Here is a 24,732-nt window from a genome sequence, read left to right as displayed (position 1 = left end):
TGATTATGGCTGGTTTTGGGCTTATCAGAAATGTCTCAGCTGACTGAAATTTTAGTTATATTTGGAAACGCAAGTGTTTGAGGAACGCCACTATCACAATCTGCAACGTTAGCGGTAAGTTTTCCAGAACTTACTCCAGAAATGCATCTTAACAATCAACTCATGAAAAAATTAATTCAATTCTCTTTATTGATCTGCTCCTTGAATTTATTTTCTCAAAGCACTATCAAGTTTGTAGATTTTACCTCAAAGAAACCAGCGAAAGATATATTAGCACACATAATTAATGATAACGATGTCTTAGAAAATACAGGCATAACCGATAAAAATGGATACTTTTATTTAAAGGTTTTAAAATTTGATAAAACTAAAAATTACTATTATTATATTGACCAAGCAAATTACATAAAGGTCAAAGAAAAAATAGACTGGGAAATAAAAGATACAATTACTGTTGAATTAAAAGCTAATCCAAATTACAGAGCCAAGAATTTTCCAAAAGAAACTCTTGTTATGAATTGTCCTTACTTTGATTTTGGTGGCTATGTCTCTAAAGAACCTAGAAGTTTAAGTGAACTACCTATTGCAATTTCGACTAAGGTCAAAAGCTATCTTTTATCCAGGGTTGGCAAAAAATTTTATAAAAATATATATTTTAAACAAGGACAAATAATTGACAGTATTCCTTATAAAAAATACTTTGAAAATGCGAAGATGGAAACGAGATATTATTATTTTCTTTGCTTCGCCTATACAAATCTAGAAAAAGGAATTGGAGAATACACTTCAAATGTTGAATTAGATGAGTTTGGAAATATTATAAAAGATATTGATTTCCCTAAAAAATCATCAACAAGCAATAAATTTATTTCACTAGAAGAAATTAAGAAAAAAGCCGTTGAGAAAAATTTTTTTATTAAAGACAAAACAAACGTAGAATTAGATTACGATACTGTTAATAACATATTAGTTTGGAAATTTATAAACGAAGAACATAAAGAAAACGGAATATTTCTTCAGAGTGAACTCACATACAATGCTCACAATGGAAACTTTTTAGACTTAAAAGTTAATAAAGGAGAATGGGTTGAATAAAAAACCTACCGCTAACAGCAGTTTGCAACAACTGCGTGGCTTGGTTTGTCCACCGAATTTTCTTCGAAAATTCAAAGCCAAGTTTTATACTTGGAATCATTAGTAATAAATCGTCGCAGCTGTTGCAAGCCGCGGCACGTTAGCGGTAAGTGGCCAAAAATCTGCAAAAAATCATGTTCGGACTATTTAAACGAAAAGAAATAAATATTATAAACAAAGAAGAGTTAATAGAAACACTGACTCAAATTCTTGAATTGTTGCGTGATAATGGATTCACGCCTCAAGCTAATGCGATCAGAAAACCATTGCAATATTTATATAATGATGACAAAGAAAAGTTTGTAAAACATTTATTAACCGTCGACATTTGGGGCGGTTCAGGCTCAGCTTGGGAAGTTTATGGTTTTAAATCTAGAAAAGTTGAAAAGGAATTTGAAAAAAGTTTTATAAAGTTGGCTGAATTGATGAAACAAACCGGAATTAAAAGTCGGAAAGCGGAAAGTGTTGCCGGATTTTTTAAAAGAGATATTGAAAAGTGAAACTCAGCCACCTACCGCTAACAGCCGTTTGTAGCAACTGCGTAGCTTGGGCTTCTCCCCGATTTCCTGGCGGAAATCAAAAAGGAGTTTTATGTTTGGAATCATCAGTAATAAATCATCGCAGCAGTTACAAGCTGCAAAACGTTATAAACCAGCGTTTTCCATCGCTAGAACTTTTTAGTTTAAGCTTCACTCCTATTTCCAAGTTTGCTCAAAAAGAAATCGAAATTAGAATGGAATTTGTTGCGCTAGAATTTTGAAAGTTGAAAAAGTTTGCGTGAAAAGTTTGCGTGAAAAAGTTGTAGCAAAAAAAATGTAGCAATATAAAATGCTACAAAAATATTGCTACAAATTTTGAATGAAATGGAAACTGGAAAAGAAACCAAAATGAAACCGGCAAATGTTTGTGGTTACTTTGCGTGCTTATGTAATTCAACATAAAACGCCGGATTTATAACAGCCGTTTCACACAATTGCGAATTTTGTAGTAAATACACGTTTACATTTCACAAGAAATTTTATCTTTAACAGAAAATAATCGGTTTCGAAGTTCGCAACCTCGCCAAGCGCCGGAACGTTATGCAACAGTTTTCGTTCACGTTTTTTTAGACCTAATGAATTAATTTGTACTTTTGATTATTAAATCAAATGAGTTATGAAAATTGAATTAAACATACAGAATAAAAAATTGGAATTAATCCAATGGCTTTCTTCGATTGAGGATTCAACAGTAATTGAGAAAATTATGGAGTTGAGAAAAAAAGAAAGTAAAGATTGGTGGAATTCAATTTCAGAAAGCGAGAAAGACGCAATTGAAAGTGGAATTAAAGACGCTAATTCAGGTAAACTTAATCCTCATTCAAACGCAAGAAAGATTTATGAAAAATGGTTATAAAATTCTTTGGACAGACTTTGCTCTTAAAGAATTAGAAAAAACAATTGAATATCTTGAGGAAAATTGGACTGAAAAAGAGTTACGGAATTTAGCAGAGAATATTGAAGAAAAATTAGCCTTGATTTCGCAGAATCCAAATTTATTTCAAGCATCTGATTATAAAAAAGAAATTCGTCGTGTTGTAATTTTGTCATACAATACTCTTTACTACAGAGTTACAAATGAGCAGATTGAAATAATTTCATTTTTTTCTAACAGACAAAATCCGAAGAAAAGAAAGCTAAAATAAAACAGTTGTATAACAGCAGTTTGTGATTATGGCTGGTTTTGGTTTTATCAGAAATGTCTCGGCTGACTGAAATTTTAGTTATATTTGAAAACGCAAGTGAATGAAGAACGCCACTATCACAAGCCGCGGAACGTTAGCGTTGATTTTGCCTACTTAGAAATTATGTATAAAACAACAACCTTTTTCTTCGCGCTTTTCTTTTTAATTTCTTGTGGAAATAAAAAGACTAATTCTATAATTCAAGAAAAGAATGAATTCAGAGTTTTAGATACAATTTCAGGGTTTTACAAAACTGAAATTGACCCAAACGAAAGTGAAAACTGTGAATTATCAGTAGAGATACTTAAAAATAAAAATGAGTATTCTTATCACTTAAAAACAGATTTACGTGACTTAAAAGGGAAAGTGAAGTTTATTAAAAATGATCCAAATGAATTATACATAGTCTTTGAAGAATCAAATGGGATGAATATCTTGGTGATGTAAGTGATGAAATAGATGAAGTTGAAAAAGAAAACATTAAAATTCCAATTGGAATTGAAGCATTTGTCGGTAACGATACATTAACAATCCAGAATTATGGAAACTCGATGAATAACTACACGAAAATTGGAGAATGTGGTAGAAAATATATATTATTAATAAAACAAAACCACCGCTAACAGCAGTTTGTAACTACTGCGCGCTTGGGCTTGTCCCGAATTTTCTCCGAAAATTCAAAAAGGAATTTTATATTTGAAATCATCAGTAATTAATCGTCGCCACTATCACAAGCCGCAATACGTTAGCAACTACTTTCAGTACAAACTGTAGAAAATGAAATTAATCCTAAAAATTTTACTTATCACATTTCCATTGTTTTCAATGAATGAACAACTGAAGTTTGTTGTTAAATCCAAACAGACTAAAGATGATTCTATATATTATATCGTTGATGAAAAAGGAAATAAAATTAAAGAGTTAGATGACTCTAAATACATTATATGTTTTACAGAAGATGTGCTTGGCTATTTTGCGGTTTTTGCAATGAAAGACAAAAGCGGTTGGATTGCAATTGATTTTAATGAAAACATTCTTTTTAAAGTTTATAATACAAGCTATGGAGAACCTTCTCCGGATGAAATCATTGACAATAAAATAAGAATTGTTGATGATAATAATAAAATTGGCTTTGCAGATTATAAAGGCAACATTATCATAAAACCACAATTTGAAATGGTAACTTCTTTTCATAATAGCAAAGCAATTATTAGTGAAAATTGCGATAAAATTCCTTGGGACAAACATGCAAAAGAAAATGATTGTCACCATTTTTCAATTGTTTGTAAAAAAAACGGATATATAAATGAAAAAGGGAAAATACAAGAATTAGGAAATTTTACATTTGAAGAAATAGAAAGTAAAATAAAATGGAAAGCTCCATAATAACAAGTACTACCGCTAACAGCAGTTTGTGATTATGGCTGGTTAAAGTAAAATAATGTGTTTTATTATTCAACATACATAAAAAACCCAGCTACAACACAGGTAATGCAAGATTGCGGATTTTGGTTTAATTTAAAGTAGTTTTGTGTCTTTAAATTCATGTTTAAGAAAAAGTTTCGGCTTCTTCAGTCCACAGAAACCCTTTGTAGCAAGCTTAAGTAACGTTTAAATACAAGTAAAATTGAACCAAAATAAACAGAAATGGAACTTAAACCAATTGAATTAAAAGTTGATAAATCCGAAGAAATTTACGCCTCAGAAAATTGCAAAATGTTGTTGAATGCTTATGACGATTTCTATCAAAAAATTGGTTATTATTTTCCATGGATTGGATACTTTGTAATAAAAGACAATCAAATTGTAGGTTGTTGTGGGTTTAAAGGAAAACCCAAAGATGGAAAAGTTGAAATTGCCTACTGGACATTCGAAGAATTTGAAGGACAGGGAATCGCAACGTTTTCATGTAGGGAACTAGTCTTAATTTCTCAAAAATTCGACCCAACAATGACAATAACAGCCACAACAGCACCCGAAAATAATGCTTCAACTAAAATTTTACAGCATAACGGTTTTGAGTTTACTGAGGTAGTACAAGATCATGAAATTGGTGATGCTTGGTTATGGACCTTAAAAAACAAGTAAAGAGTTTGGCCTTATTGCTAACTACTACTAGTTACAATACCAAACTTAGTAAACTTAAAAACAGTAAGGTATTATTAATACTTTTATTTTGCGTTGCTATTTAACCATTCCAACACTTATCTTTTAAGTACTATTCACAGCACTAGTTTGTTACAACTATAGCTAATTCTTGCCTCTCAAAAATAAATATCAAATTTCACACACTAAGTTTACGCATAGCAACAAAAGGCGTCCCTCGGTTGACCGTTGCAAATACTCTTGATACAATTTTGTTTCTGATAATGTTTAAAACCACCATTTTGGGCTTTCCTTCTTCCACCCTTTTTTGATAATACAACTTGAGTTCTTCATCATGCTGAATGGCACTAATAGCAGACATTGAAAGCAAACTTTTCATCTTCTTGTCACTGAGATAATGAATTTTATGCCGATAATTAATACTAGTACCCGATTGATGCGGATAAGGTGCCAACCCACAATAAGCAGAAAATTGGCGTGAACTTTCAAATCGAGTGTAATTATGTGTATGGAGTAACATTTGAATGGCCAGTACCATTCCAACACCTTTAACTGTTTTTGAAAGCTTGTAATTAGTTAGCATAGTTTCATCCTGTTTTATTAAACTTTTCATCGCTTTTTCTGTAGTCTGAATTTGCTTGTTTAATTGAACCATATTTTCTTTTAAAATAACTATTGAAACATCATTTATTTCATCACTAACCAAGTCTTGCATGCCTTTGTAAAGATTTTTACTTGCTGTAAGTTGTTTGACCAATTGCTCCCGCAAACTCATCATTCGTTGCAGTTCTACTAATTTCTTAGCCGGAGGTTTTGACGGAATTAAAACATCTCTTCTAAGCCATGCATAATTGGCTATTTCCCAAGCATCGGCCTTGTCACTTTTTCCCCTTTTAAGTCCCATCGAACGTTTGATCTCAATAGCGTTGACACAACAATAAGGGTACTTGTTTTCATGAAGAAAATAACTCAATAACAAACAATACCATCCCGTATGTTCAAAACAAAAAAGGGTTTCGTCCAAAGTAACCTGTTGCTCCAGCAACCAACTGATTAGCTGTTCAAAACCTTTAGCATCATTACTAAACTGACCATGAATTTTACTGGTTTTGATATAAACATCTAACGTTAATTTAGACACATCAATACCAATGGTTTGTTGTATACTTTTCATACATTTTCCTTTGAATAGTACTAATCTGCTGTATTGTAGCCTTTTGTAATCTTAAATCATCATTTTAAATAACCAAAGTAAGTGCCGAAAAGAAAACGGGACTGATGCAGATTATAGGTCACAACCCTACGAAACGTTTTAGTTCACCCGTTTTCGCTTCGGTTAATTAATTGCTGTCTATGAGTGAAACAGTTGCTTTTAAATAGTACTTATTTGAAATAATACAAGGTCTATTTTACAGCTATTTGTCTTTAAAATTTCTTTACATAAAAGTAAGGAAAATAGAACTAAAAAGAAAAGTACGGGGTTAAATGAATCAATAAATTTATTGCCACCGATTTTTCACTTCTTCTCCTTTACTCATCCTGAAAACAAAAAAATATAATTTTTTTTTAAATATAGTATGCATGCATATTATTTTTTTATTATCTTTGAATTCGTAACGAAAACGTTTTAGCATTTTATAGGTATGAAAGATAAAACCATAGATTATATACTCCGAGCTACTTGGCAAGCAGTTGCTCGTATGTACAATGAAGAAGCTTCAAAATTTGAAGGCTCAATGGCGATAGGTTTTGCCTTACTGAGTATTGATAAAGAAGACGGTACTCCATCCACATTTATCAGTTCAAGAATGGGCATGGAAGCCACAAGCCTAACCAGAACTTTAAGAACGTTAGAAGAAAAAGGGTTAATCACCAAAAAGAAAAATCCCGAAGACGGCCGGGGTGTTCTTATTTATCTCACTCCTTTAGGCAAACAAATGAGAGAACAGTCTAAAATCACTGTATTAAAATTCAATGAAGTGGTGAAACAAAACATCCCAGAAGAAAAGTTACAGCACTTCATGGAAGTGGCTGATGCGATTGGTGATTTGATCTCGGAGAAAAAAATATTTTAACTACAAACCATAAACTACAAACTATAAACAGTTTTAAAATGAAACGAACAATAAAAAAAGTGGCAGTAGTAGGTTCCGGAATCATGGGTTCGGGAATTGCTTGTCATTTTGCTAACATTGGTGTTGAAGTTTTGCTTTTGGACATTGTCCCAAATGCTTTAACCGAAGCCGAAGAAAAGAAAGGATTGACACTCGACAGTAAAGTCGTTCGCAACCGCTTGGTCAACGAGCATTTAGCAAATGCTTTGAAATCAAACCCATCACCTATTTACAGTCAGAAGTTTGCTTCCCGTATTACCACAGGAAACACCACCGATGACATGGCTAAGATTGACAATTACGATTGGATTATAGAAGTCGTAGTAGAGCGCTTAGACATCAAGAAATTGGTTTTCGAACAAATCGACAAATACAGAAAACCGGGAACTCTAGTAACCTCAAACACTTCGGGCATTCCAATTAAGTTTATGAGCGATGGAAGAAGCGATGATTTTCAAGCGCATTTTTGCGGAACGCACTTCTTCAATCCGGCAAGATATTTAAAGTTATTTGAAATCATTCCGGGACCAAAAACATCCAACGAAGTATTAGATTTCCTATTTGACTATGGCTCTAAATTTTTAGGCAAAACTTCGGTCGTAGCCAAAGACACTCCGGCGTTCATAGGAAACCGTATTGGAATTTTTGGGATCCAAAGTTTATTCCATTTGGTCAAAGAAATGGACTTAACCATAGAAGAAGTAGATAAGTTAACCGGTCCGGTAATCGGTCGCCCAAAGTCGGCGACTTTCAGAACGGTAGATGTAGTTGGTTTAGATACTTTGGTACACGTAGCTAACGGAATATATGAAAATTGCCCAACCGACGAAGCGCATGAGTTATTCAAATTGCCTGATTTCATCAACAAAATGATGGAAAACAAATGGCTCGGTAGCAAAACCGGTCAGGGTTTCTATAAAAAAGTAGACAAAGAGATCTTGTCTTTAGATTTAAATACAATGGAGTACAGAGCCGCAAAGAAAGCTTCGTTCGGTACTTTAGAATTAACAAAAACCATTGACAAACCTATTGATAGATTCAAGGTTTTAGTAAAAGGAAAAGACAAAGCAGGCGAATTTTACAGAAAGAACTTCTCGGCTATGTTTGCTTATGTATCCAATAGAGTTCCCGAAATCACTGACGACTTCTACAAAATAGACGACGCGATGAAAGCCGGATTCGGCTGGGAAAACGGACCATTCGAAATATGGGACGCTATCGGCGTAGCGAAAGGCATCGAATTAATGCAAGCCGAAGGTTACCAACCGGCCGCTTGGGTGAATGAAATGTTCGCTTCAGGAAGTACAAGTTTCTACACCGTTAAAGAAGGTGCAACTTACTATTACAATAGTCAAACCAAATCACAAACCAAAGTTCCGGGACAAGACAGTTTCATTATCCTAAATAATATTCGCGAAAGCAAGAAAGTTTGGAGCAACAGCGGTGCCGTAATACATGATTTAGGCGATGGCATCTTAAACCTTGAATTTCAGTCGAAAATGAACACCATTGGAGGTGACGTTTTAGTGGGAATCAACAAAGCCATAGACTTAGCCGAAAAACAATACAACGGATTAGTCATTGGAAACCAAGGAGCTAATTTCTCTGTTGGTGCCAATATCGGAATGATCTTCATGATGGCAGTCGAACAAGAATATGACGAACTAAACATGGCCATCAAAATGTTCCAAGACACGATGATGCGTTGTCGTTATTCTTCTATTCCGGTTATCGTTGCGCCACACGGCATGACACTTGGTGGTGGTTGCGAAATGAGCATGCACGCTGATAAAGTAGTAGCTGCAGCAGAAACTTATATTGGTTTGGTGGAATTCGGTGTCGGCGTAATTCCCGGTGGCGGAGGTTCAAAAGAAATGACCTTACGCGCTTCCGACCTATTCCGTAAAAACGATGTAGAGTTGAATGTGCTTCAAGAATACTTCTTAACTGTCGCTATGGCAAAAGTAGCTACATCAGCCTACGAAGCCTTTGATATGGGCGTATTGCAAAAAGGAAAAGACATTGTAGTCGTAAACAAAGACCGTCAAATAGCCGAAGCCAAGAAACACGCTTTGCTAATGGCAGAAGCCGGTTATACCCAACCTATTCAAAGAACCGATGTAAAAGTTTTAGGCAAGCAAGCCTTAGGGATGTTCTTAGTTGGAACCGACCAAATGGTAGCCGGAAAATACATTTCGGAACACGATCAAAAAATTGCTAACAAACTGGCTTACGTTATGGCTGGTGGCGATTTATCAGAACCGACATTGGTAAGCGAACAATATTTATTAGATATTGAAAGAGAAGCTTTCCTATCGCTTTGCACCGAAAGAAAGACATTGGAAAGAATTCAGTTTATGTTAACCAAAGGAAAACCGTTGAGAAATTAATTATTTTAAATTATAAATGTTGAATTTTAAATGATTTGAAATCGTTAAAACTTCAACCCAATTTAAAATTTATAATTCAAAATTTAAAATAGTAAAAATGAAAACAGCATATATAGTAAAAGCATACAGAACCGCTGTCGGGAAAGCCCCAAAAGGAGTTTTTCGTTTCAAACGCCCCGACGAGTTAGCTGCCGAAACCATACAATTCATGATGAATGAATTACCTGATTTCGACAAAACAAGAATCGACGACGTTATGGTTGGAAACGCCATGCCTGAGGCCGAACAAGGATTAAACGTAGCCCGTTTGATTTCGTTAATGGGATTAAAAGTAACCGATGTTCCGGGTGTAACGGTGAATCGTTATTGCGCTTCCGGAGTAGAAACCATTGCGATGGCTACTTCCAAAATCCAAAGCGGTATGGCCGATTGCATCATCGCCGGTGGTGCCGAAAGCATGAGTTTTATTCCAATGGGCGGTTACAAACCAACACCGGATTACAGCGTTGCGGCTGAAGGTCACGAAGACTATTACTGGGGAATGGGTTTAACTGCTGAAGCTGTAGCCAAACAATTCAACGTGTCTCGCGAAGACCAAGATGAGTTTGCCTTCCATTCACACAGAAAAGCATTGCAAGCACAAGCCGAAGGTAAATTCGATAAACAAATTGTTCCAATCACCATCGAACAAACCTTCATCAATGAAAACGGCAAGAAAGAAACAAAATCATATACCGTAACCAAAGACGAAGGACCAAGAGCAGGAACTTCCACTGCAGCACTAGCAGGATTAAAACCTGTATTCGCTGCCGGCGGAAGCGTAACAGCAGGAAACTCTTCTCAAATGAGTGACGGCGCTGCTTTTGTTTTAATCATGAGCGAAGAAATGGTCAAAGAACTAAACCTCACTCCTATTGCAAGAATGGTGAGTTATGCCGCAGCCGGTGTTGAGCCGAGAATCATGGGAATCGGTCCGGTAAAAGCCATTCCGAAAGCTTTAAAACAAGCAGGCCTGACTTTAAATGATATTAATCTAATCGAATTAAATGAAGCTTTTGCTTCACAAGCTTTAGCCGTTACTCGAGAATTAGGCATCAACCCTGATATCGTAAATGTAAATGGTGGCGCCATTGCATTAGGACATCCGTTAGGTTGCACCGGAGCTAAATTATCTGTGCAATTATTTGACGAAATGAAACGCCGAGGTGACAAATACGGTATCGTCTCCATGTGTGTGGGAACCGGACAAGGTGCGGCAGGCGTTTATGAAGTATTATAAATTTTGAATTCTAAATTTTAAATGAAAGACAATCTGATTGCCAATAAAACATTAGATTTTTCTCTGATGGTTATCAGATTATTTATTCAATTAAAAAAAGAAAATGAATTTATAGTTTCCAAACAATTGCTAAGAAGCGGAACAAGTATCGGAGCAAATGTAGAAGAAGCAATAGCGGCTCAATCAAAAAAGGATTTTATCAATAAACTTTCAATAGCCAATAAAGAAGCAAGAGAAACAAAATATTGGTTGCGGTTGTTAGACAAATCAGAATTAACTAAAATACAAATAAATGAGTACCTCATTGAAATTGAGCACATAATCAATATCATAACTAAGATTATCAAAACAGCACAAACGAAATAATTTAAAATTTATAATTCAAAATTTAAAATAATAAAGAAATGGAAGATATAACAAGAGGTGGACAGTTTTTGGTAAAGGAAACCAAATGTGAAAACGTTTTTACACCCGAAGATTTCTCAGAAGAACAAATCATGATGCGCGATTCTGTTAAGGAATTCGTAGATAAAGAAATTTGGCCCAACAAAGACCGTTTCGAAAAGAAAGACTATGCCTTTACCGAAGAAGTAATGCGCAAAGCCGGAGAAATGGGTTTCCTAAGCGTAGCCGTTCCTGAAGCTTATGGCGGAATGGGCATGGGATTCGTAGATACTTGTTTGGTGTGTGATTACATTTCGGGCGCTACAGGTTCGTTTTCAACAGCTTTTGGTGCGCATACCGGAATTGGAACGACGCCAATTACTTTATACGGTACCGAAGAGCAAAAACAAAAATACGTTCCTAAATTAGCTTCAGGAGAATGGTTTGGTGCGTACTGTTTGACCGAACCGGGCGCAGGATCTGATGCCAACTCCGGAAAAACAAAAGCTGTTTTATCTGCAGATGGTAAACATTACAACATCACCGGACAAAAAATGTGGATTTCTAATGCAGGTTTTTGTTCAGTATTCATCGTATTCGCTCGTATCGAAGATGATAAAAACATCACCGGTTTCATCGTAGAAAATGACCCAAGCAACGGAATCACCATGAACGAAGAAGAACACAAATTAGGTATTCGCGCTTCCTCTACTCGTCAGGTTTTCTTTGCCGATACAAAAGTGCCGGTTGAAAATATGTTGGCCGGACGTGGAGAAGGTTTCAAAATTGCCATGAACGCTTTAAACGTTGGACGTATCAAATTAGCTGCCGCTTGTTTGGATGCGCAACGTCGCGTAACTTCCAATGCGGTGAATTATGCTAATGAAAGAATTCAGTTCAATACACCAATCTCTAGTTTTGGTGCCATTCGTTATAAATTAGCCGAAATGGCGACTTCCGCTTATGCCGGAGAAAGTGCTACTTATCGCGCAGCAAAAGACATTGAAAACCGTATCAAATTGCGAGAAGCTGAAGGTGCAAGCCATCAAGAAGCGGAATTAAAAGGAGTTGAAGAATTTGCTATCGAATGTTCCATATTAAAAGTAGCGGTTTCAGAAGACGTTCAAAACTGTGCTGATGAAGGTATTCAAATTTACGGCGGCATGGGATTCTCAGAAGATACGCCTATGGAAAGCGCTTGGCGTGATGCCCGTATTGCTCGTATCTACGAAGGAACGAATGAAATCAACCGAATGTTATCGGTAGGAATGCTAATCAAAAAAGCCATGAAAGGTCATGTTGATTTACTTGGACCCGCCATGAAAGTACAAGAAGAATTAATGGGCATTCCGTCATTCGACACACCGGATTATTCTGAATTGTTTTCAGAAGAAAAAGAAATGGTGGCCAAATTGAAAAAAGCTTTCTTAATGGTAGCCGGAGCTGCGGTTCAAAAATACGGCATGGACTTAGACGCACACCAGCAATTACTTATGGCAGCTGCTGATATGCTAATCGAAATTTACATTGCAGAAAGCACCATTTTAAGAACTGAAAAATTAGCTAAAAAGGAAGGTGAATCTAATGTAAATGAACAAATTGCCATGGCTAAGTTGTATTTATACAAAGCTGTAGATGTTGTAACTCAAAAAGGAAAAGAAAGCATTATCTCTTTTGCCGAAGGCGACGAACAACGCATGATGCTCATGGGATTACGCCGATTCACCAAATATACCAACATGCCAAACATCGTTGGATTAAGAGAAACGATTACCACCAAGTTGGTAGCAGAAAATAGTTATTGTTTTTAGGATTTTAGTTAAGTTAATTGTGTTGAAAGACCGTGACAGTTTACTACTGTTGCGGTTTTTTTTTGCGAATCTCAAATACAAAAATTATAATAATCATTAGTCACACAAATGATTTGTACATATGACCAACTACTTAGTTGATTACTTTGTTTCCTATTTCAAATTAATAAATCAACTAAAAAATCGAGAAGTTCTATTCTTTATTTTTATTAGGAGCTTTTGATTTTAATTCATCATAGGCCGGGAAAAGTTTCAATAACTTTTCGTCTAAAATTTCGTTTATTCTCTTGAAAATATAAATTCTCATCAATAAACCTCCCAAAAAGCAAATGATAAAAACACATAAAGCTATTAGAATACCAATAGTAGCTTTTCCGGCAAAATGATCGATGCCAAACTTTGCGGCTAAAGGAGTTATGATTGAAGAAAGTATAGAAATTATTTTCTCCACTATCATAATGATAAAAACAAAAGGAAGTAAAAATAATATTCCGCCTCTAACCGTAACTTTAATAAAAAACCATATTGATTTCAAAACGCATTTTTTTTAATGAAAGACTCTCGTAATTCCAAAACCTATAGCCCAAGAATTATAGGCATTAACTTTTAAATCGTTGGTAATATTGGCATTGAGTTCCCAATTGCTTGAGATATGATAACCATATTCCACTCCGATTCTAAATAAGAATAAATCACCTGTATGGGCAAATTCGCCTCCACTTCCCAACATATAGCTGAAATGTTTTCCCGGTTTGTACGAAAGCATTACAGCAGTAGCAATAGGATAACTTCGTTCCAATACTTCGCCACTGGAACTTTTTAAATGCTCTTCAACAGCGAAATCCTCAACAATTATATCTGTATGCAAACCAACAGCCCATTTTGGACTAAATTTAAAATTGTAGTTAATAGCCCAAGAAGGTAATGACAACCATTTTTTGTCACCGTTGCTTTGAACACCTTGACTAATTTGGGTATGACTAATCATTAAGCCCAAAGAGTGATGCGGTTTAAATGCGTGATGATTCTCTTCCTGTGCTAATACAATGGTTGTCGAAAAAAACAACCCGATTGTGAGTAATTGAATAAATTTCATGTCAGTTTTTGTTAGTTGTTTTTGAAATAAAATAATACCCGATACACAAACTCAATACCAATACAGCGATACCAATATCAGTAAGGTAATCTAGGTGTTTTACATCAATAGTGATGATTTTTCTAGTCATAGCCGTTATGGCAATAAGTATGATTATTTTGGATTTGTATTCAACATTATTTTCGTGTTCTTTAAAAGTTTCTAAAATCTCAATCGAAATTAAAATATTAAAGAAAATCACGGCTACCGTTGAAAAAATTTTGTTATTAAGCACGTCCGGATTTCCAAAATTGTAATTACTTACAGCAATCACAAACTGATATCCCAAATCAACTATTTGAAAAACAATGTATAACAGTAAAATTATTGTTAGGATTAAATAAATAATTTTTTCTGATTTGTGAACAATTTTATCTTTCATAATTAATGTTTTACTTAATAAAATCAATTGCCTTGGTAGCACCAGTCCAAGTTACTCCGTTGTATATTCAACTTTTTTTGATTGCCAATCACATCATTTACTCTATGGGCAACTCCAATATTAAATCGGTATGTTCCAAAAACCAACATTCCTCCACTTGTTATGTAAAGTACATCTCTTGTGGTAAGGAGATATGGATATTTAAATAAAAATTCTAGTTAAAGTTAAACGACATTTTTGTAAATTATATTTTATTTATTAAATATCAATTTTCCTTCTTTTATAATTTCAGTTATTTTACTATTTTCTCTCTAGTCGCATCACTGCGATATCTCCCATTATTAAATTTAATGTTTTACCTTGATTGGAGACAGAATAAGAATTTACCTTTTTTAAGGTTTCCAAAAAAGCCTGTTCACCTGACATATTAGGACACATTTTACGAGTTAATGCTATTGCTGATTCTATTTTAATGGAATTTGCCTCAATAGTGCATTTTCCGTTAAAATTATTACAACCGGACATACCGAAAATAGCATTTTTATAAGAATCAAAAGTGATAGTCGGTTTTACATTTGGAAATAATTCTCCAATTGGTTTAGGAGTATTCAATATATAATTGACTTCCCAAGTACCATCAATTAAGTTAGCTTTCATTGTATTCGTTGTTGCATTAGTTACAGCTGTTTTATTGGTATGGCAAGACGTAAATACAATAACCGAAAATAGTAAAGTAAGAAATAAATATTTTTTCATAATACATCTTTTTTGTTCCACATTCTAAATATTCCGGCCACACAGGCAATCAATCCTGTTCCGTTTAATAGAATTCCTGCCCAGCGCCAACTTTCAGAAGGCCATAAAGAAAGGTCTTTGGTAAAAGAGCCGTAGATCACAAAACCCGCCATCAAAGCTGCAACAGCAGAGAAAATAATATAGGGCCATTTCAGGTTTTTTTTAAGAAACCACCAAAAGAGAATTGCAAAGACCGCACATAGTACAGCTCCAAAAGCAGTTGCAGTTGGACCTATCGGTTTTTGACCGTTTGAAATCAGATATAAACCGTACATATTCCAAGCTATGCATCCTATTGCCCATAAAATTTGAAAAAACAATACCATGAGTACTACTATTAGTGTTGATCATCACTATGTGCCGATAGTATTTTCATTACATGGTTTAGAGTTTCTTCAGCCAATCCATCAGAGTCTTTTTGATTATTCATTCCAAGGATGCTTTTAGTATTTTTTAAACCTACTGGTTGTTTTTTTCCTTCTGCAACAGTTCCCCATACTTTGATGTCTTTAATTTTCATAGCTTCACAACTTACAGGATTGTCATAAAGAATGGTAAAGTTGGCTAACTTTCCAATTGCAATAGAACCCATTTGGTCTTCTACTTTTAAAGAATAGGCGGCATCAATTGTAACGGCTTTCAAGGCACCTTCTCTTGATACCTTTTGTTCTGGAGCAGCAACTCTTCCTCCTGTAGTAAGACGGTTTACAGCACACCACATCAGGTACAAAGGGTCGGCTGGTGCCATTGGCATATCACTATGGAAAGAGTATGACACACCGGCTCTTTCAACATCACCCATTCGAACCATACTATCGGCTCTTTTCGGCCCTAAACCATTCTTACTGTAATTATCTGCTAATGCCACTGGATAATATGGATTTCCACTCACTACACATCCTAACTTTGCCAAACGATCTACTTGGTCTTTGGCACTCACAGCAAAGTGTACAATAACAGTACGATGGTCCTCACGAGGATTTGCTTTTAGGTTTTTTTCAAGCGTATTCAAAACACGATCCAATCCAGCATCGCCATTTACGTGCACATGAATTTGATAGCCAGCATCCCAAAATATTTTGAAAGCACGTTCAAAAACGGGTAAATCGGTCATCCATTCGCCATGATGCTTATCTGTATAAGGATCTCTTACCTGCATTAACAAAGAATAAATTGCACCATCTGAAAACAATTTCACTTGGTTTTTACCTAATGAAGTTTTACCATAATACCAACTATCTAGTTTTTTTGCTTCTTCTAAAACCTGTTTGTCATCTTTATACTTATCACATAAGGTTTTTCCATCCGCAATAAAACTCCAACGGAAAGGCATCTCCTCCGACGACATCACACTGTTAACAGCATCTTGCAAAGGTTTTACTAACAAACCTCCAGGTTCATTTCCAAAAGTAATTCCTTTAGAATGCAGATAATCTCTTACAATATATAGGCCTTTTTCAAGTTTTTCTGGAGTAGCCAATAGATTAGCAATTTTGGGTGCTACAGCAAACATGCCTTGTTCCCAAAAACGACCCTCTGCAAAATTCGATTGTTTTTGTGGAGATTCTCCCCAAGATTTAATAAGATCGGCTGTTACGCCATTTTTTTCCATAGCATAGGTATTCATCACCACCTCATGACAACTTCTCAACCAAGCTAAAACTGGTCGAGTTGTACTAATTTTATCTAAATCGGCTCTAGTAAGTGGCCCATAAAAACTTGGATGATAACCCCAGGTAACCAAAGCCTCCTCTTTATCTTCCATTTTTTTCTCGGCGGCTGCCAAACGGGTCATAAAATCATTTTTATCTTTTACGACTGCGGCAGTTCCATTAGGTAATTCCCAGTCTTCAATAGAAAGTACTTCCGAAGCCATAGACAAAGCCGCCAAAACTGGATGGTCATGTTGTGCTATAAAACCAGGGACTATGACCTTATCATTAAAAGTTTTATCTAATCGTGCTTTTCTATCTCCTACTATTTTAGCCACTTCTTCTTTGGTCCCAACCGCTATAATCTTTCCGTTTTGAACAGCTACAGCTTCAGCTTTAGGCCTTGCTGTATCCATTGTGATGATTTCTTTGGCAGTATAAATTACGATTTGATTTTCTGCAGTCATAGAACCGCTCATGTCTTGCAAAGTTTGACTATAACTAAAGTAACTTGACAATATCAAACCAATCACGCTGTAAATTAATTTTTTCATAATGATAGTTTTAAGTTAATGATTTCTATTTTTTGAAAATTGATTTTCCTTCTTTAATAGTTTCCGTTACTTTAATATCTTTTAATGTCAAAGGATCAACTTTCAGAGGGTTTTTATCTAATACTACCATATCAGCTAATTTACCAACAGTTAGTGTTCCTTTATTATCTTCCTCAAAAAATTGTTCTGCGCCCCAAATCGTAATTGATTTTAATGCTTGATAAGGGGTTAATCTTTCGTCCGGACCAATTACAGTTCCGCTTCTGCTGATTCGATTTACGGTGGTGTACATAATCATCATTAAGTTTGGCATCGCCACTGGCGCATCAGTATGACTGGTTACACGAATTCCTTTTTTCAAAGCAGAGTTTATCGGACTTATTAATTGTGCTTTATCCGGGCCAATAATTTCTTTATACCAATCGCCCCAATAAAAAGTATGCATTGGAAAGAATGAACCAACTATGTCATATTTTTTGATACTGTCTAATTGGTCCATTCTAATTAATTGACCATGTATTAATGTTGTACGTCTGTCTTTGTTACCATACTTTTTAGAAGCTTTATTAACCGCTCTAAACAATTGATCGGCTGCAGCATCACCATTAGTATGTGCTTTTAACTGCCAATTATTGGCAAAAGCATCATCTACAATTTTTTGTACATCCTCATCTTTTGGAATGGCAGGATAACCATTATAGCCTTCTTTTTGACCATCCGGCGGAATTAAATAAGGGTCTTTACGCCATGCTGTTCTTCCTTGAGGTGAACCATCAAGTGTAAGTTTTAACCCCGCAATTCGGTAATGATTTTTGTATTCTTTACTGTACCATTCTGATTTCATGTATTGCGGACAAGAGTAATCAATCCATGAGTTAACATCTAAATACAATTTCCCTCTTTGGGCATAATCCGCCATTTGCTCATGATTTTTTGTTGCTCTTCCTTCGTTACAAGTAGTGTAGCCATAACTAGCTGCCATTTTTTGTCCGGCATCCATATACATATCACTTAGTTTTCTATCTGGTGGTGCAACTAGTTTCATCATGTGTGGAATGGCTGCTAATTCTTCTAAAACACCATTAGGATTCATAGTACCTGCTACTCTTCTAATTACTCCACCATCAGGTTGTTTTGTAGCTGCAGTAATACCTAATAGTTCTAATCCTTTAGTATTTACTACACAAAAATGGCCTGAAATATGAGTTGCCATAACCGGTATGTCTTTGGATACTTTGTCTAAATCATCTTTTGTTGGAAAACGATTCTCTTTGAGTACCGCATCATCAAAGCCAATTCCAATAATCCACCCTTGGGTTTTATCAGTTCCATTTTTTTGATGCCATGATTTTAGTTCGTTTACTAAATCATCCATAGTGTTGCAATTACCATCCGGTGCTGCTAATAAATTAGCGGAAATAGCTTGTGAGCCAAAGGCAGCAAAATGACAATGACCATCAATGAAACCTGGAATAAGAGTTTTCCCTTGTAAATCTTTCATTTCAGTTTTCTCTCCATGAAATTTTTCGGCTTCGTCTTTGGTTCCAACGAAAAGAATTTTTCCGTCTTTTACGGCAACGGCTTCTGCGTATTGAGCTTCTTCGCCTTCCATAGTTACAATATCGCCTCCAAAGTATATGGTGTCAGCAGGATTAGTAACTTCTTCTTTTTTACAGCTTACTAAAGCTAGTAAAAGCAATGATGATGTGATTAGTTTTTTCATGTTGTTTATATTAGTAATTAAGTTAATATGTATTTTATAATTTTATGGAACTTCTCAAACCAACGAACGATGCTGGTTTGCATTTATCTAATACAGGATTTATCATTTGAAAATCGATACCTAATTTAAACCAAGGCAATAATTGGGCTTTATAAAATGCTTCCAATCCGCTTTCATCATTCAATACAAAAGAAGCCGTAAGAGCAGAATCTTTTAAACCATTACTTATTGAAGTGTGAAAATATCCAATTCCCCATACATCAGCACTTCTGCTTTTAATTGGGCTATTACCGCCTATACCAAGAAGGAATGACCAATTTATGGGTGTTGGATCGCTATCGGAAAATCCAATAGTGCCAAACAATCCCCAGCCTTTATCAACATCAGCGGTTGGTTGAACCAAATATTGATTGAAAGAATAGCCTAAATAATAGCGATTGTTTTTGGTGACTATTTCGTTTCCAACAGTAGGTGGAAGAATCAAATTATCATCTAAACTTTCTAAGCTTGTTCCGTTTTGAGTACTGTAAACCACTTTTAAACTATGGGCTCCGGTTTTACCGGCAATTTTTACTGGTTTTTCAAAAGATGAAAAGAAAGTAACTCCAGATTCAAACGGATTTTCAAATCCTGATTTATTAACTGCGCTAATAGGATCATAAATCCCAAAAGTATAATTTAGGGGTTTTGTTTTTATTGTAAAGAGCGAACCAAAAATATAAGGAGGAACTAATCCTGATGGTGGCGCAGCAAAAGCCACATTCAAAAAATTATCAATTCCTGCACCGCCTGAAAATCTGGTTCCAGATGCGATATCCACCATATTTATTTTACCTACCATTAGCGTTTTATTACTACCAACACTTTGTGAAATAAACAAACTAGAAATATCAAAATAATCAGATCCATTCATACCAGGAAAAGCAAGCGCAGTGTTTTTTGGCAATAAAACGCCACCATAGCCAATAGTAGACTGACCATAATTGAGTTCACTATGAGTAATGATTTTTAGTCCTTTCCAAAGGCCTAATTTTTCGCCATTAAAAATAATTTGCACATCTGCTTTTCCACTAAATTCAAATTTTTTATCTCCATCGCCTGATGACATTCCTTCGTAGAATGATGTAATACGCGGTAGGATTGTTATTCCATTATCACTTAGCCAAGGTCGAGCACCTAACCAATCTCCGGTTAAATTTGATTGAGTAGCTAGTGACTTTTTTGTTTTATCATTTTCTTGTGAAAAACAAAAAATAAAATTGAACAACAATAAAAACAATATTTTTTTTTTCATTTTACCTAATTAATGTTTGATTGAGATAAAAAGTTGTTATTTCATAAATACAACCTCAAACTTGGCCATTGGTGCCATTTTGGCTTTGCTAAGACTTAATACTTTACCCTTAATAGCATAATTATCAACCCTTTGTAAGGTTTCCAAAAATGCCTTTTCTATAGTCATATCTTTGCAAGCCATCATCGTTGTTGCCATTTTGGAAAACGTTAATTCTGTTTGACCGGTCAATTGATAATATCCGTTAAGATTATTACAGCCACTATTGCCGTTAACCCTATTGTTGTCTTTCTTTAAAATTAAAAAAGCTTCTCTTCTGTTTTCAACAGCGGTTACGGGTTGACCATTTAGCTCGATAAGTTTCCAATAAGTTTCTGTTAATGGGTAATTAACTTCTGATTCGTTATTGGCTGGAATATTCTTTGGTGTTGAACAGCCCATACTCATGATTAGAGTGATAATAATTAGCGATATTTTCTTTAATGTATTCATGGCTATTCTGTTTTTATCAATATATAGGTAGAAGCAAGATTTCCGGTGATTCGTTTGCCGCTCCTATCTAACTGAAAAAGTTTATTTTCTCCAACAAGATATTGGCTTGGTGCTTCTTTAATTCCTAATAAAGTGATATTTATCCCGTCTGAATTCCACACAAATTTTCCTTCTACAGTATTTATTTGAGTGTCTTTTTTTCCAAGATATTTAGTCGTTTTTTTATAGGTTAGGTTTTTATTCAGAGTGATTTCTGTTTCAATTCCTTCACAATCTGCACAAGGTGTAACTCCTTTATAAACGCCATTCCAATCGAGAGAAGTATTGGAATTGTCTACTGTAGCAACTATAGTATCTTGCTTTACTATACTCGGTTCGGGTGTAGTTAGGGTGTCAACTTTAGCTTTGTCAACATCAATGGTAGGCTCAACTTCTTTTTTACATCCTATTAAAGTCAATAACGCTAAAAAGGAAACTATTGTTTTCATAAAGATTACTTTAAATAAATAACGTCGCACCTATTTTATATAAATATATATCATTAGTAAAATTTGGTGAGCATCCAATATTCATCTTAAACTTATTAGGTGTAATAATGTGATTTAAATTAAATTCACCTGACCAAAATGTCTTCCAATTTCCGTTTGTGTTTAACAAAGTAGGTGTTGGATTAACAAACATAAATGTACTCTTGCTGAATTTGTAACTGGCATTAAATTGAAATCCAATTCCATCCGAAGAATATTTGAAAGCTTCTGGAATAACATCAGTACTTGGCTTTGTAATGTGAACATAACTTACACCCGGAAATAAAGAGAGTTTTTGATTGATTATAAAACCTCCTACAACTCCACCGGCCAATGACCAAGAACTGGTTCCTAATCCGTTTTCATAATTTCCTATTGGAATTGAAATATCGGCAAAGGGAACTATAGCAATAAAATTTTTGGTAATTCCTTTTTTAGCCACGTGAAAATAACGCACTCTCATGTCACCAAATCCGGTTTTATTGGTCAAATCGTTGTGCAATAATGGCAATTCCAACAACATAAGATTATCAGGATTAAAGGCATACTGAACATTTACTCTTAAACCGTACAAGTTGGCTGTCTTTCCATCTTGGTATTCTAAATTTCCATTAACTTGGGTGTATAAATTTGTGGGGTTGGATGGGTCAATCTCTTTTTTTCCTTCACCGGTATCTTGTGCCTGAATTGTTGATGTAAAAAGAAATGATGCCAATAATAAACTTCTCAAATAGAATACTGTTTTCATAATACAATTGTTTTGTTAGGTAAATGCTCTAACAAATATACTTTGTAAGCAAAAACCGTAAGATAATTACATTTTTTAAAATGTATTAAAACAAAAAAAATTTGTATGAAAACATAAAAAAACCAAGAAATCAAGCTTTATCTTTGAAGTATTCTAATGGCTTTTTTTGAGTAAACTCTCTGAAGTTTAATATAAAAGTGGACCTGTTTTTAAACCCCGATTCATTAGCAATTGCCTCTAATGTATGGTTTTTCCATTCGGGTTTTTTATAATTTTCTAGTAAATATTCAACTCTTTTGCTATTCAAAAACTTTCTAAAGCCCATGCCATATTCTTGATTGATAAAGGATGACAAAGTATGCTTTGGAATTTTTAAGTCGTCAACCAAATTATCTAAACTATAGTTAGGATTTAAAAAAGGCAAATTGGCTCTAAAGAACTGTTCTATAGCCTCTTTATATTCTTGATTTTCTAGTATTTTCTTCAAATACTTTTGTTTATCTAAAACATGTATTCCAACAACCTCTGTATTCTTTTCCGAAGTATTATCTATTTTTGGGTCGTAATCAGTTATAAATTTTAACTCACTAGTTGGAAGATACAACCCATACAAAACTCTGGGTTTTGCAAATAAAATCGAAGTCAGTATAAAAACTGCAAAGACAAGTGTGTAATCCCCTATTTTGGTATCTAATTTAAAAATTGGAGCAATAATAGCATGAATAATAAAAACAGAAACTAAGGCTAGCAAAACATATGAAAAATTAGTCAACCATTGAAGCAAATCTTTATTTATCTCCAATATCTTGTTGTCAACATTTTTTTTAAACTGTCTTAATGAGTTAAACAGCATGATCAAAAAAACGGTAGACCAAATCGTTCTAATAAATAACAAAACGTAAGGAGGTAAAATACCTTCATTGAATTGTCCTTGAAGCCTAGGGTTTGCAAGATAGTTTCTTACTAAAATCAGTTTGTCCTCATAAGGTAAAAAATAAACTGGTGCTAAATTAACAGCATATAACACCGAAGGAATCAATAGTATCCAATCACTTTTTCTGAAAGAGGTTTCACTTTTTAAAACAGCTCTGACATAAATATAACTCAAGGGCAATATTAATAATGTTGTTGGACCCAAAACCCTATAAATATGAGGTATCTTGATCATTAATCCGCTGAAAACCAAAAAACTTATAAGATTTTGCAACCCAAATAACAATATAACCAGTCCTATCAATCTATTACAAAAAACTTGCTCTTTATTAACAAAAAACAAGATAAAACTTGCTAAAACTGCTAATAAAAAACAGATTATACTAAAACAGATTAAAAAGCCATCCATAATTGTCAAACTAACACTTCAATAAAAGTAAAAATATTTCAATAAAAACAAAGTCTTTTCCACTAAAATTTAAAAAACCTCTTAGAAAAAATAATCCATTGAATAACAAAAATTTAGTAAAATATTGTTTTAAATTCTGCCATAAAACATCCCTAACATTGTTGAATTAAAAGAAACGATTACCACCAAGTTGGTAAAAGAAATAGTTTTTATTATTAGATTTCAGTTAAGTTAATTGTATTGAAAAACCGTGATAGTTTACTACTGTTGCGGTCTTTTTTGCAAATCACAAAAAGGAATTCCATATATTCGTTTTCTAAACCGATTCATTATGCCATTTACCATCGCCATTTCCAAAGAAAGAACACCCTTTAACAAAAACCCTTGGTTGTGGATTTTCCTGAGTGTATTCACCATCATTTGGATAAGCACGCTAATCGGAACCAACGACATGAACAACTGGTTGCTCGAAAACACCTTGACGGTTTTGTTCTTTGCCTTCCTTATCATTTCTTTTAAAAAATACCAATTCAGCGACCTCTCCTATTTACTCATTTGCGTCTACTTGTGTCTGCATATTTATGGCGCCAAATACACTTATGCCGAAAACCCTTTTGGGTATTGGTTAAAAGATTATATGGGTTGGGAACGCAATCATTACGACCGCATAGTACACTTTAGTTTCGGATTCTTATTGGCTTACCCGATGAGAGAATTGTTCTTAAAATGGGTTAAATATCCTAACATGGTGGCTTGGGTCTTGCCTATTGAAATCACCTTATCCGTAAGCGGGTTCTACGAACTCATCGAATGGGCCGTAGCCGATTTGTTTTTTCCGGCACAAGGCGTTGCTTACCTGGGTACTCAAGGCGATATTTGGGATGCGCAAAAGGATATATTCTTGGCGTTTCTCGGAGCTATAATTGCTACTACTATAGTATCATTAGTCAAAAAAGCTTTTAAAATTCACGAAAAAGAAAACGCTTAATTTATCCCATAAAACAAGCTTTTAAATTCATATTTTATTGTCACATAGCCTTGTGACTGTTAATACTAAATCTCGTGGTTTGCACTATGCATTATTCTCAAGATTTCCCTTTACAAAATAGCAATCAGTTAAAAAAATTAAAAAAAATAGCTTTAATTT

Annotated in this window: 26 protein-coding genes; 13 read left to right on the top strand and 13 right to left on the bottom strand. The window is 34.5% G+C overall.

Annotated features, from left to right (window positions below):
• Positions 1–162 precede the first annotated feature (162 nt).
• The 7 genes from ICG50_RS12390 to ICG50_RS12360 all read left to right on the top strand — a co-directional run bounded on the left by ICG50_RS12390 (position 163) and on the right by ICG50_RS12360 (position 4,945).
• Positions 163–1,095: a hypothetical protein gene (locus tag ICG50_RS12390; protein ID WP_187661218.1), complete on the top strand. Its 933-nt coding sequence runs from the start codon at positions 163–165 to the stop codon at positions 1,093–1,095.
• A gap of 173 nt (positions 1,096–1,268) precedes the next feature.
• Positions 1,269–1,634 (top strand): hypothetical protein, encoded by a 366-nt coding sequence (locus ICG50_RS12385; protein ID WP_187661217.1) that lies wholly within the window; start codon positions 1,269–1,271, stop codon positions 1,632–1,634.
• 655 nt (positions 1,635–2,289) lie between these two features.
• Positions 2,290–2,529, top strand: coding sequence for a hypothetical protein (locus ICG50_RS12380; RefSeq protein WP_222940206.1), 240 nt, complete (start codon positions 2,290–2,292; stop codon positions 2,527–2,529).
• On the top strand, positions 2,513–2,818 hold the full coding sequence (locus ICG50_RS12375; RefSeq protein WP_187661216.1) for a type II toxin-antitoxin system RelE/ParE family toxin: 306 nt from the start codon (positions 2,513–2,515) through the stop codon (positions 2,816–2,818). The genes ICG50_RS12380 and ICG50_RS12375 overlap by 17 nt, the downstream gene beginning before the upstream one ends.
• 162 nt (positions 2,819–2,980) lie before the next feature.
• Positions 2,981–3,304 (top strand): hypothetical protein, encoded by a 324-nt coding sequence (locus ICG50_RS12370; RefSeq protein ID WP_187661215.1) that lies wholly within the window; start codon positions 2,981–2,983, stop codon positions 3,302–3,304.
• 330 nt (positions 3,305–3,634) lie between these two features.
• A complete protein-coding gene (locus ICG50_RS12365) occupies positions 3,635–4,243 on the top strand; it encodes a WG repeat-containing protein (RefSeq protein WP_187661214.1) in 609 nt (202 codons plus the stop codon).
• A gap of 261 nt (positions 4,244–4,504) precedes the next feature.
• On the top strand, positions 4,505–4,945 hold the full coding sequence (locus tag ICG50_RS12360; RefSeq protein WP_187661213.1) for a GNAT family N-acetyltransferase: 441 nt from the start codon (positions 4,505–4,507) through the stop codon (positions 4,943–4,945).
• A 196-nt stretch (positions 4,946–5,141) separates the two neighbouring features.
• Here the strand turns inward: ICG50_RS12360 and ICG50_RS12355 are convergent, their stop codons facing one another.
• Positions 5,142–6,137: an IS110 family RNA-guided transposase gene (locus ICG50_RS12355; RefSeq protein WP_187661212.1), complete on the bottom strand. Its 996-nt coding sequence runs from the start codon at positions 6,135–6,137 to the stop codon at positions 5,142–5,144.
• A gap of 469 nt (positions 6,138–6,606) precedes the next feature.
• Here ICG50_RS12355 and ICG50_RS12350 point away from each other — a divergent pair, with 469 nt between their 5' ends.
• From ICG50_RS12350 to ICG50_RS12330, 5 genes are all read left to right on the top strand, one after another.
• Positions 6,607–7,038, top strand: coding sequence for a MarR family winged helix-turn-helix transcriptional regulator (locus tag ICG50_RS12350; protein WP_187661211.1), 432 nt, complete (start codon positions 6,607–6,609; stop codon positions 7,036–7,038).
• 38 nt (positions 7,039–7,076) lie between these two features.
• Positions 7,077–9,467: a 3-hydroxyacyl-CoA dehydrogenase/enoyl-CoA hydratase family protein gene (locus ICG50_RS12345; protein WP_187661210.1), complete on the top strand. Its 2,391-nt coding sequence runs from the start codon at positions 7,077–7,079 to the stop codon at positions 9,465–9,467.
• Between the two features lie 97 nt (positions 9,468–9,564).
• On the top strand, positions 9,565–10,746 hold the full coding sequence (locus ICG50_RS12340; protein WP_187661209.1) for an acetyl-CoA C-acyltransferase: 1,182 nt from the start codon (positions 9,565–9,567) through the stop codon (positions 10,744–10,746).
• Between the two features lie 21 nt (positions 10,747–10,767).
• The gene (locus ICG50_RS12335; protein ID WP_187661208.1) at positions 10,768–11,112 is read left to right on the top strand and encodes a four helix bundle protein; all 345 of its coding nucleotides are present in this window, start codon (positions 10,768–10,770) and stop codon (positions 11,110–11,112) included.
• A 38-nt stretch (positions 11,113–11,150) separates the two neighbouring features.
• Complete coding sequence (locus tag ICG50_RS12330; RefSeq protein ID WP_187661207.1) at positions 11,151–12,941, top strand: acyl-CoA dehydrogenase family protein; 1,791 nt, start codon at positions 11,151–11,153, stop codon at positions 12,939–12,941.
• Positions 12,942–13,134: 193 nt separating this feature from the next.
• Here ICG50_RS12330 and ICG50_RS12325 read toward each other — a convergent pair whose 3' ends face one another.
• The 12 genes from ICG50_RS12325 to ICG50_RS12270 all read right to left on the bottom strand — a co-directional run bounded on the left by ICG50_RS12325 (position 13,135) and on the right by ICG50_RS12270 (position 23,585).
• Positions 13,135–13,476 (bottom strand): hypothetical protein, encoded by a 342-nt coding sequence (locus ICG50_RS12325; protein ID WP_187661206.1) that lies wholly within the window; start codon positions 13,474–13,476, stop codon positions 13,135–13,137.
• A 12-nt stretch (positions 13,477–13,488) separates the two neighbouring features.
• Positions 13,489–14,037, bottom strand: a complete 549-nt coding sequence (locus tag ICG50_RS12320) for a hypothetical protein (protein ID WP_187661205.1) — start codon at positions 14,035–14,037, stop codon at positions 13,489–13,491.
• A 1-nt stretch (position 14,038) separates the two neighbouring features.
• Positions 14,039–14,458 carry a phosphate-starvation-inducible PsiE family protein gene (locus ICG50_RS12315; protein WP_187661204.1) on the bottom strand — a complete coding sequence of 140 codons (420 nt, stop codon included), beginning with the start codon at positions 14,456–14,458 and terminating at the stop codon, positions 14,039–14,041.
• 300 nt (positions 14,459–14,758) lie between these two features.
• Positions 14,759–15,214 carry an META domain-containing protein gene (locus tag ICG50_RS12310; protein WP_187661203.1) on the bottom strand — a complete coding sequence of 152 codons (456 nt, stop codon included), beginning with the start codon at positions 15,212–15,214 and terminating at the stop codon, positions 14,759–14,761.
• The gene (locus tag ICG50_RS12305) at positions 15,211–15,579 is read right to left on the bottom strand and encodes a hypothetical protein (RefSeq protein WP_187661202.1); all 369 of its coding nucleotides are present in this window, start codon (positions 15,577–15,579) and stop codon (positions 15,211–15,213) included. The genes ICG50_RS12310 and ICG50_RS12305 overlap by 4 nt, the downstream gene beginning before the upstream one ends.
• An 11-nt stretch (positions 15,580–15,590) precedes the next feature.
• Positions 15,591–17,459 (bottom strand): amidohydrolase, encoded by a 1,869-nt coding sequence (locus tag ICG50_RS12300; RefSeq protein ID WP_187661201.1) that lies wholly within the window; start codon positions 17,457–17,459, stop codon positions 15,591–15,593.
• 25 nt (positions 17,460–17,484) lie between these two features.
• The gene (locus ICG50_RS12295; protein ID WP_187661200.1) at positions 17,485–19,182 is read right to left on the bottom strand and encodes an amidohydrolase; all 1,698 of its coding nucleotides are present in this window, start codon (positions 19,180–19,182) and stop codon (positions 17,485–17,487) included.
• A 34-nt stretch (positions 19,183–19,216) separates the two neighbouring features.
• Positions 19,217–20,476 (bottom strand): carbohydrate porin, encoded by a 1,260-nt coding sequence (locus ICG50_RS12290; protein ID WP_187661199.1) that lies wholly within the window; start codon positions 20,474–20,476, stop codon positions 19,217–19,219.
• Between the two features lie 36 nt (positions 20,477–20,512).
• Complete coding sequence (locus tag ICG50_RS12285; protein WP_187661198.1) at positions 20,513–20,968, bottom strand: META domain-containing protein; 456 nt, start codon at positions 20,966–20,968, stop codon at positions 20,513–20,515.
• A gap of 2 nt (positions 20,969–20,970) precedes the next feature.
• Positions 20,971–21,456 carry a copper resistance protein NlpE gene (locus ICG50_RS12280; protein WP_187661197.1) on the bottom strand — a complete coding sequence of 162 codons (486 nt, stop codon included), beginning with the start codon at positions 21,454–21,456 and terminating at the stop codon, positions 20,971–20,973.
• Between the two features lie 10 nt (positions 21,457–21,466).
• Positions 21,467–22,243: a hypothetical protein gene (locus ICG50_RS12275; RefSeq protein ID WP_187661196.1), complete on the bottom strand. Its 777-nt coding sequence runs from the start codon at positions 22,241–22,243 to the stop codon at positions 21,467–21,469.
• Positions 22,244–22,373: 130 nt separating this feature from the next.
• Positions 22,374–23,585 (bottom strand): helix-turn-helix domain-containing protein, encoded by a 1,212-nt coding sequence (locus ICG50_RS12270; RefSeq protein ID WP_187661195.1) that lies wholly within the window; start codon positions 23,583–23,585, stop codon positions 22,374–22,376.
• Positions 23,586–23,916: 331 nt separating this feature from the next.
• On the opposite strand from ICG50_RS12270, the gene ICG50_RS12265 reads away from it, so the two are divergent.
• Complete coding sequence (locus ICG50_RS12265) at positions 23,917–24,573, top strand: DUF2238 domain-containing protein (protein ID WP_187661194.1); 657 nt, start codon at positions 23,917–23,919, stop codon at positions 24,571–24,573.
• The last annotated feature ends 159 nt before the right edge of the window (positions 24,574–24,732 follow it).

The organism is Flavobacterium buctense (assembly GCF_014486695.1).
Taxonomy (GTDB): Bacteria; Bacteroidota; Bacteroidia; order Flavobacteriales; family Flavobacteriaceae; genus Flavobacterium; species Flavobacterium buctense.
This window is presented reverse-complemented; position numbering and strand designations above follow the sequence as displayed.

Bases quoted from the DNA above. Each gene is read 5' to 3' on its own strand.
- ICG50_RS12350 (WP_187661211.1), top strand. From the start codon at position 6,607: ATGAAAGATAAAACCATAGATTATATACTCCGAGCTACTTGGCAAGCA.
- ICG50_RS12345 (WP_187661210.1), top strand. From the start codon at position 7,077: ATGAAACGAACAATAAAAAAAGTGGCAGTAGTAGGTTCCGGAATCATG.
- ICG50_RS12375 (WP_187661216.1), top strand. From the start codon at position 2,513: ATGAAAAATGGTTATAAAATTCTTTGGACAGACTTTGCTCTTAAAGAA.
- ICG50_RS12305 (WP_187661202.1), bottom strand. From the start codon at position 15,579: ATGGTATTGTTTTTTCAAATTTTATGGGCAATAGGATGCATAGCTTGG.
- ICG50_RS12265 (WP_187661194.1), top strand. From the start codon at position 23,917: ATGCCATTTACCATCGCCATTTCCAAAGAAAGAACACCCTTTAACAAA.
- ICG50_RS12370 (WP_187661215.1), top strand. From the start codon at position 2,981: ATGTATAAAACAACAACCTTTTTCTTCGCGCTTTTCTTTTTAATTTCT.
- ICG50_RS12390 (WP_187661218.1), top strand. From the start codon at position 163: ATGAAAAAATTAATTCAATTCTCTTTATTGATCTGCTCCTTGAATTTA.
- ICG50_RS12280 (WP_187661197.1), bottom strand. From the start codon at position 21,456: ATGAAAACAATAGTTTCCTTTTTAGCGTTATTGACTTTAATAGGATGT.
- ICG50_RS12365 (WP_187661214.1), top strand. From the start codon at position 3,635: ATGAAATTAATCCTAAAAATTTTACTTATCACATTTCCATTGTTTTCA.
- ICG50_RS12330 (WP_187661207.1), top strand. From the start codon at position 11,151: ATGGAAGATATAACAAGAGGTGGACAGTTTTTGGTAAAGGAAACCAAA.
- ICG50_RS12300 (WP_187661201.1), bottom strand. From the start codon at position 17,459: ATGAAAAAATTAATTTACAGCGTGATTGGTTTGATATTGTCAAGTTAC.
- ICG50_RS12385 (WP_187661217.1), top strand. From the start codon at position 1,269: ATGTTCGGACTATTTAAACGAAAAGAAATAAATATTATAAACAAAGAA.
- ICG50_RS12285 (WP_187661198.1), bottom strand. From the start codon at position 20,968: ATGAATACATTAAAGAAAATATCGCTAATTATTATCACTCTAATCATG.
- ICG50_RS12270 (WP_187661195.1), bottom strand. From the start codon at position 23,585: ATGGATGGCTTTTTAATCTGTTTTAGTATAATCTGTTTTTTATTAGCA.
- ICG50_RS12380 (WP_222940206.1), top strand. From the start codon at position 2,290: ATGAAAATTGAATTAAACATACAGAATAAAAAATTGGAATTAATCCAA.
- ICG50_RS12360 (WP_187661213.1), top strand. From the start codon at position 4,505: ATGGAACTTAAACCAATTGAATTAAAAGTTGATAAATCCGAAGAAATT.
- ICG50_RS12295 (WP_187661200.1), bottom strand. From the start codon at position 19,182: ATGAAAAAACTAATCACATCATCATTGCTTTTACTAGCTTTAGTAAGC.
- ICG50_RS12335 (WP_187661208.1), top strand. From the start codon at position 10,768: ATGAAAGACAATCTGATTGCCAATAAAACATTAGATTTTTCTCTGATG.
- ICG50_RS12315 (WP_187661204.1), bottom strand. From the start codon at position 14,458: ATGAAAGATAAAATTGTTCACAAATCAGAAAAAATTATTTATTTAATC.
- ICG50_RS12355 (WP_187661212.1), bottom strand. From the start codon at position 6,137: ATGAAAAGTATACAACAAACCATTGGTATTGATGTGTCTAAATTAACG.
- ICG50_RS12320 (WP_187661205.1), bottom strand. From the start codon at position 14,037: ATGAAATTTATTCAATTACTCACAATCGGGTTGTTTTTTTCGACAACC.
- ICG50_RS12275 (WP_187661196.1), bottom strand. From the start codon at position 22,243: ATGAAAACAGTATTCTATTTGAGAAGTTTATTATTGGCATCATTTCTT.
- ICG50_RS12290 (WP_187661199.1), bottom strand. From the start codon at position 20,476: ATGAAAAAAAAAATATTGTTTTTATTGTTGTTCAATTTTATTTTTTGT.
- ICG50_RS12310 (WP_187661203.1), bottom strand. From the start codon at position 15,214: ATGAAAAAATATTTATTTCTTACTTTACTATTTTCGGTTATTGTATTT.
- ICG50_RS12340 (WP_187661209.1), top strand. From the start codon at position 9,565: ATGAAAACAGCATATATAGTAAAAGCATACAGAACCGCTGTCGGGAAA.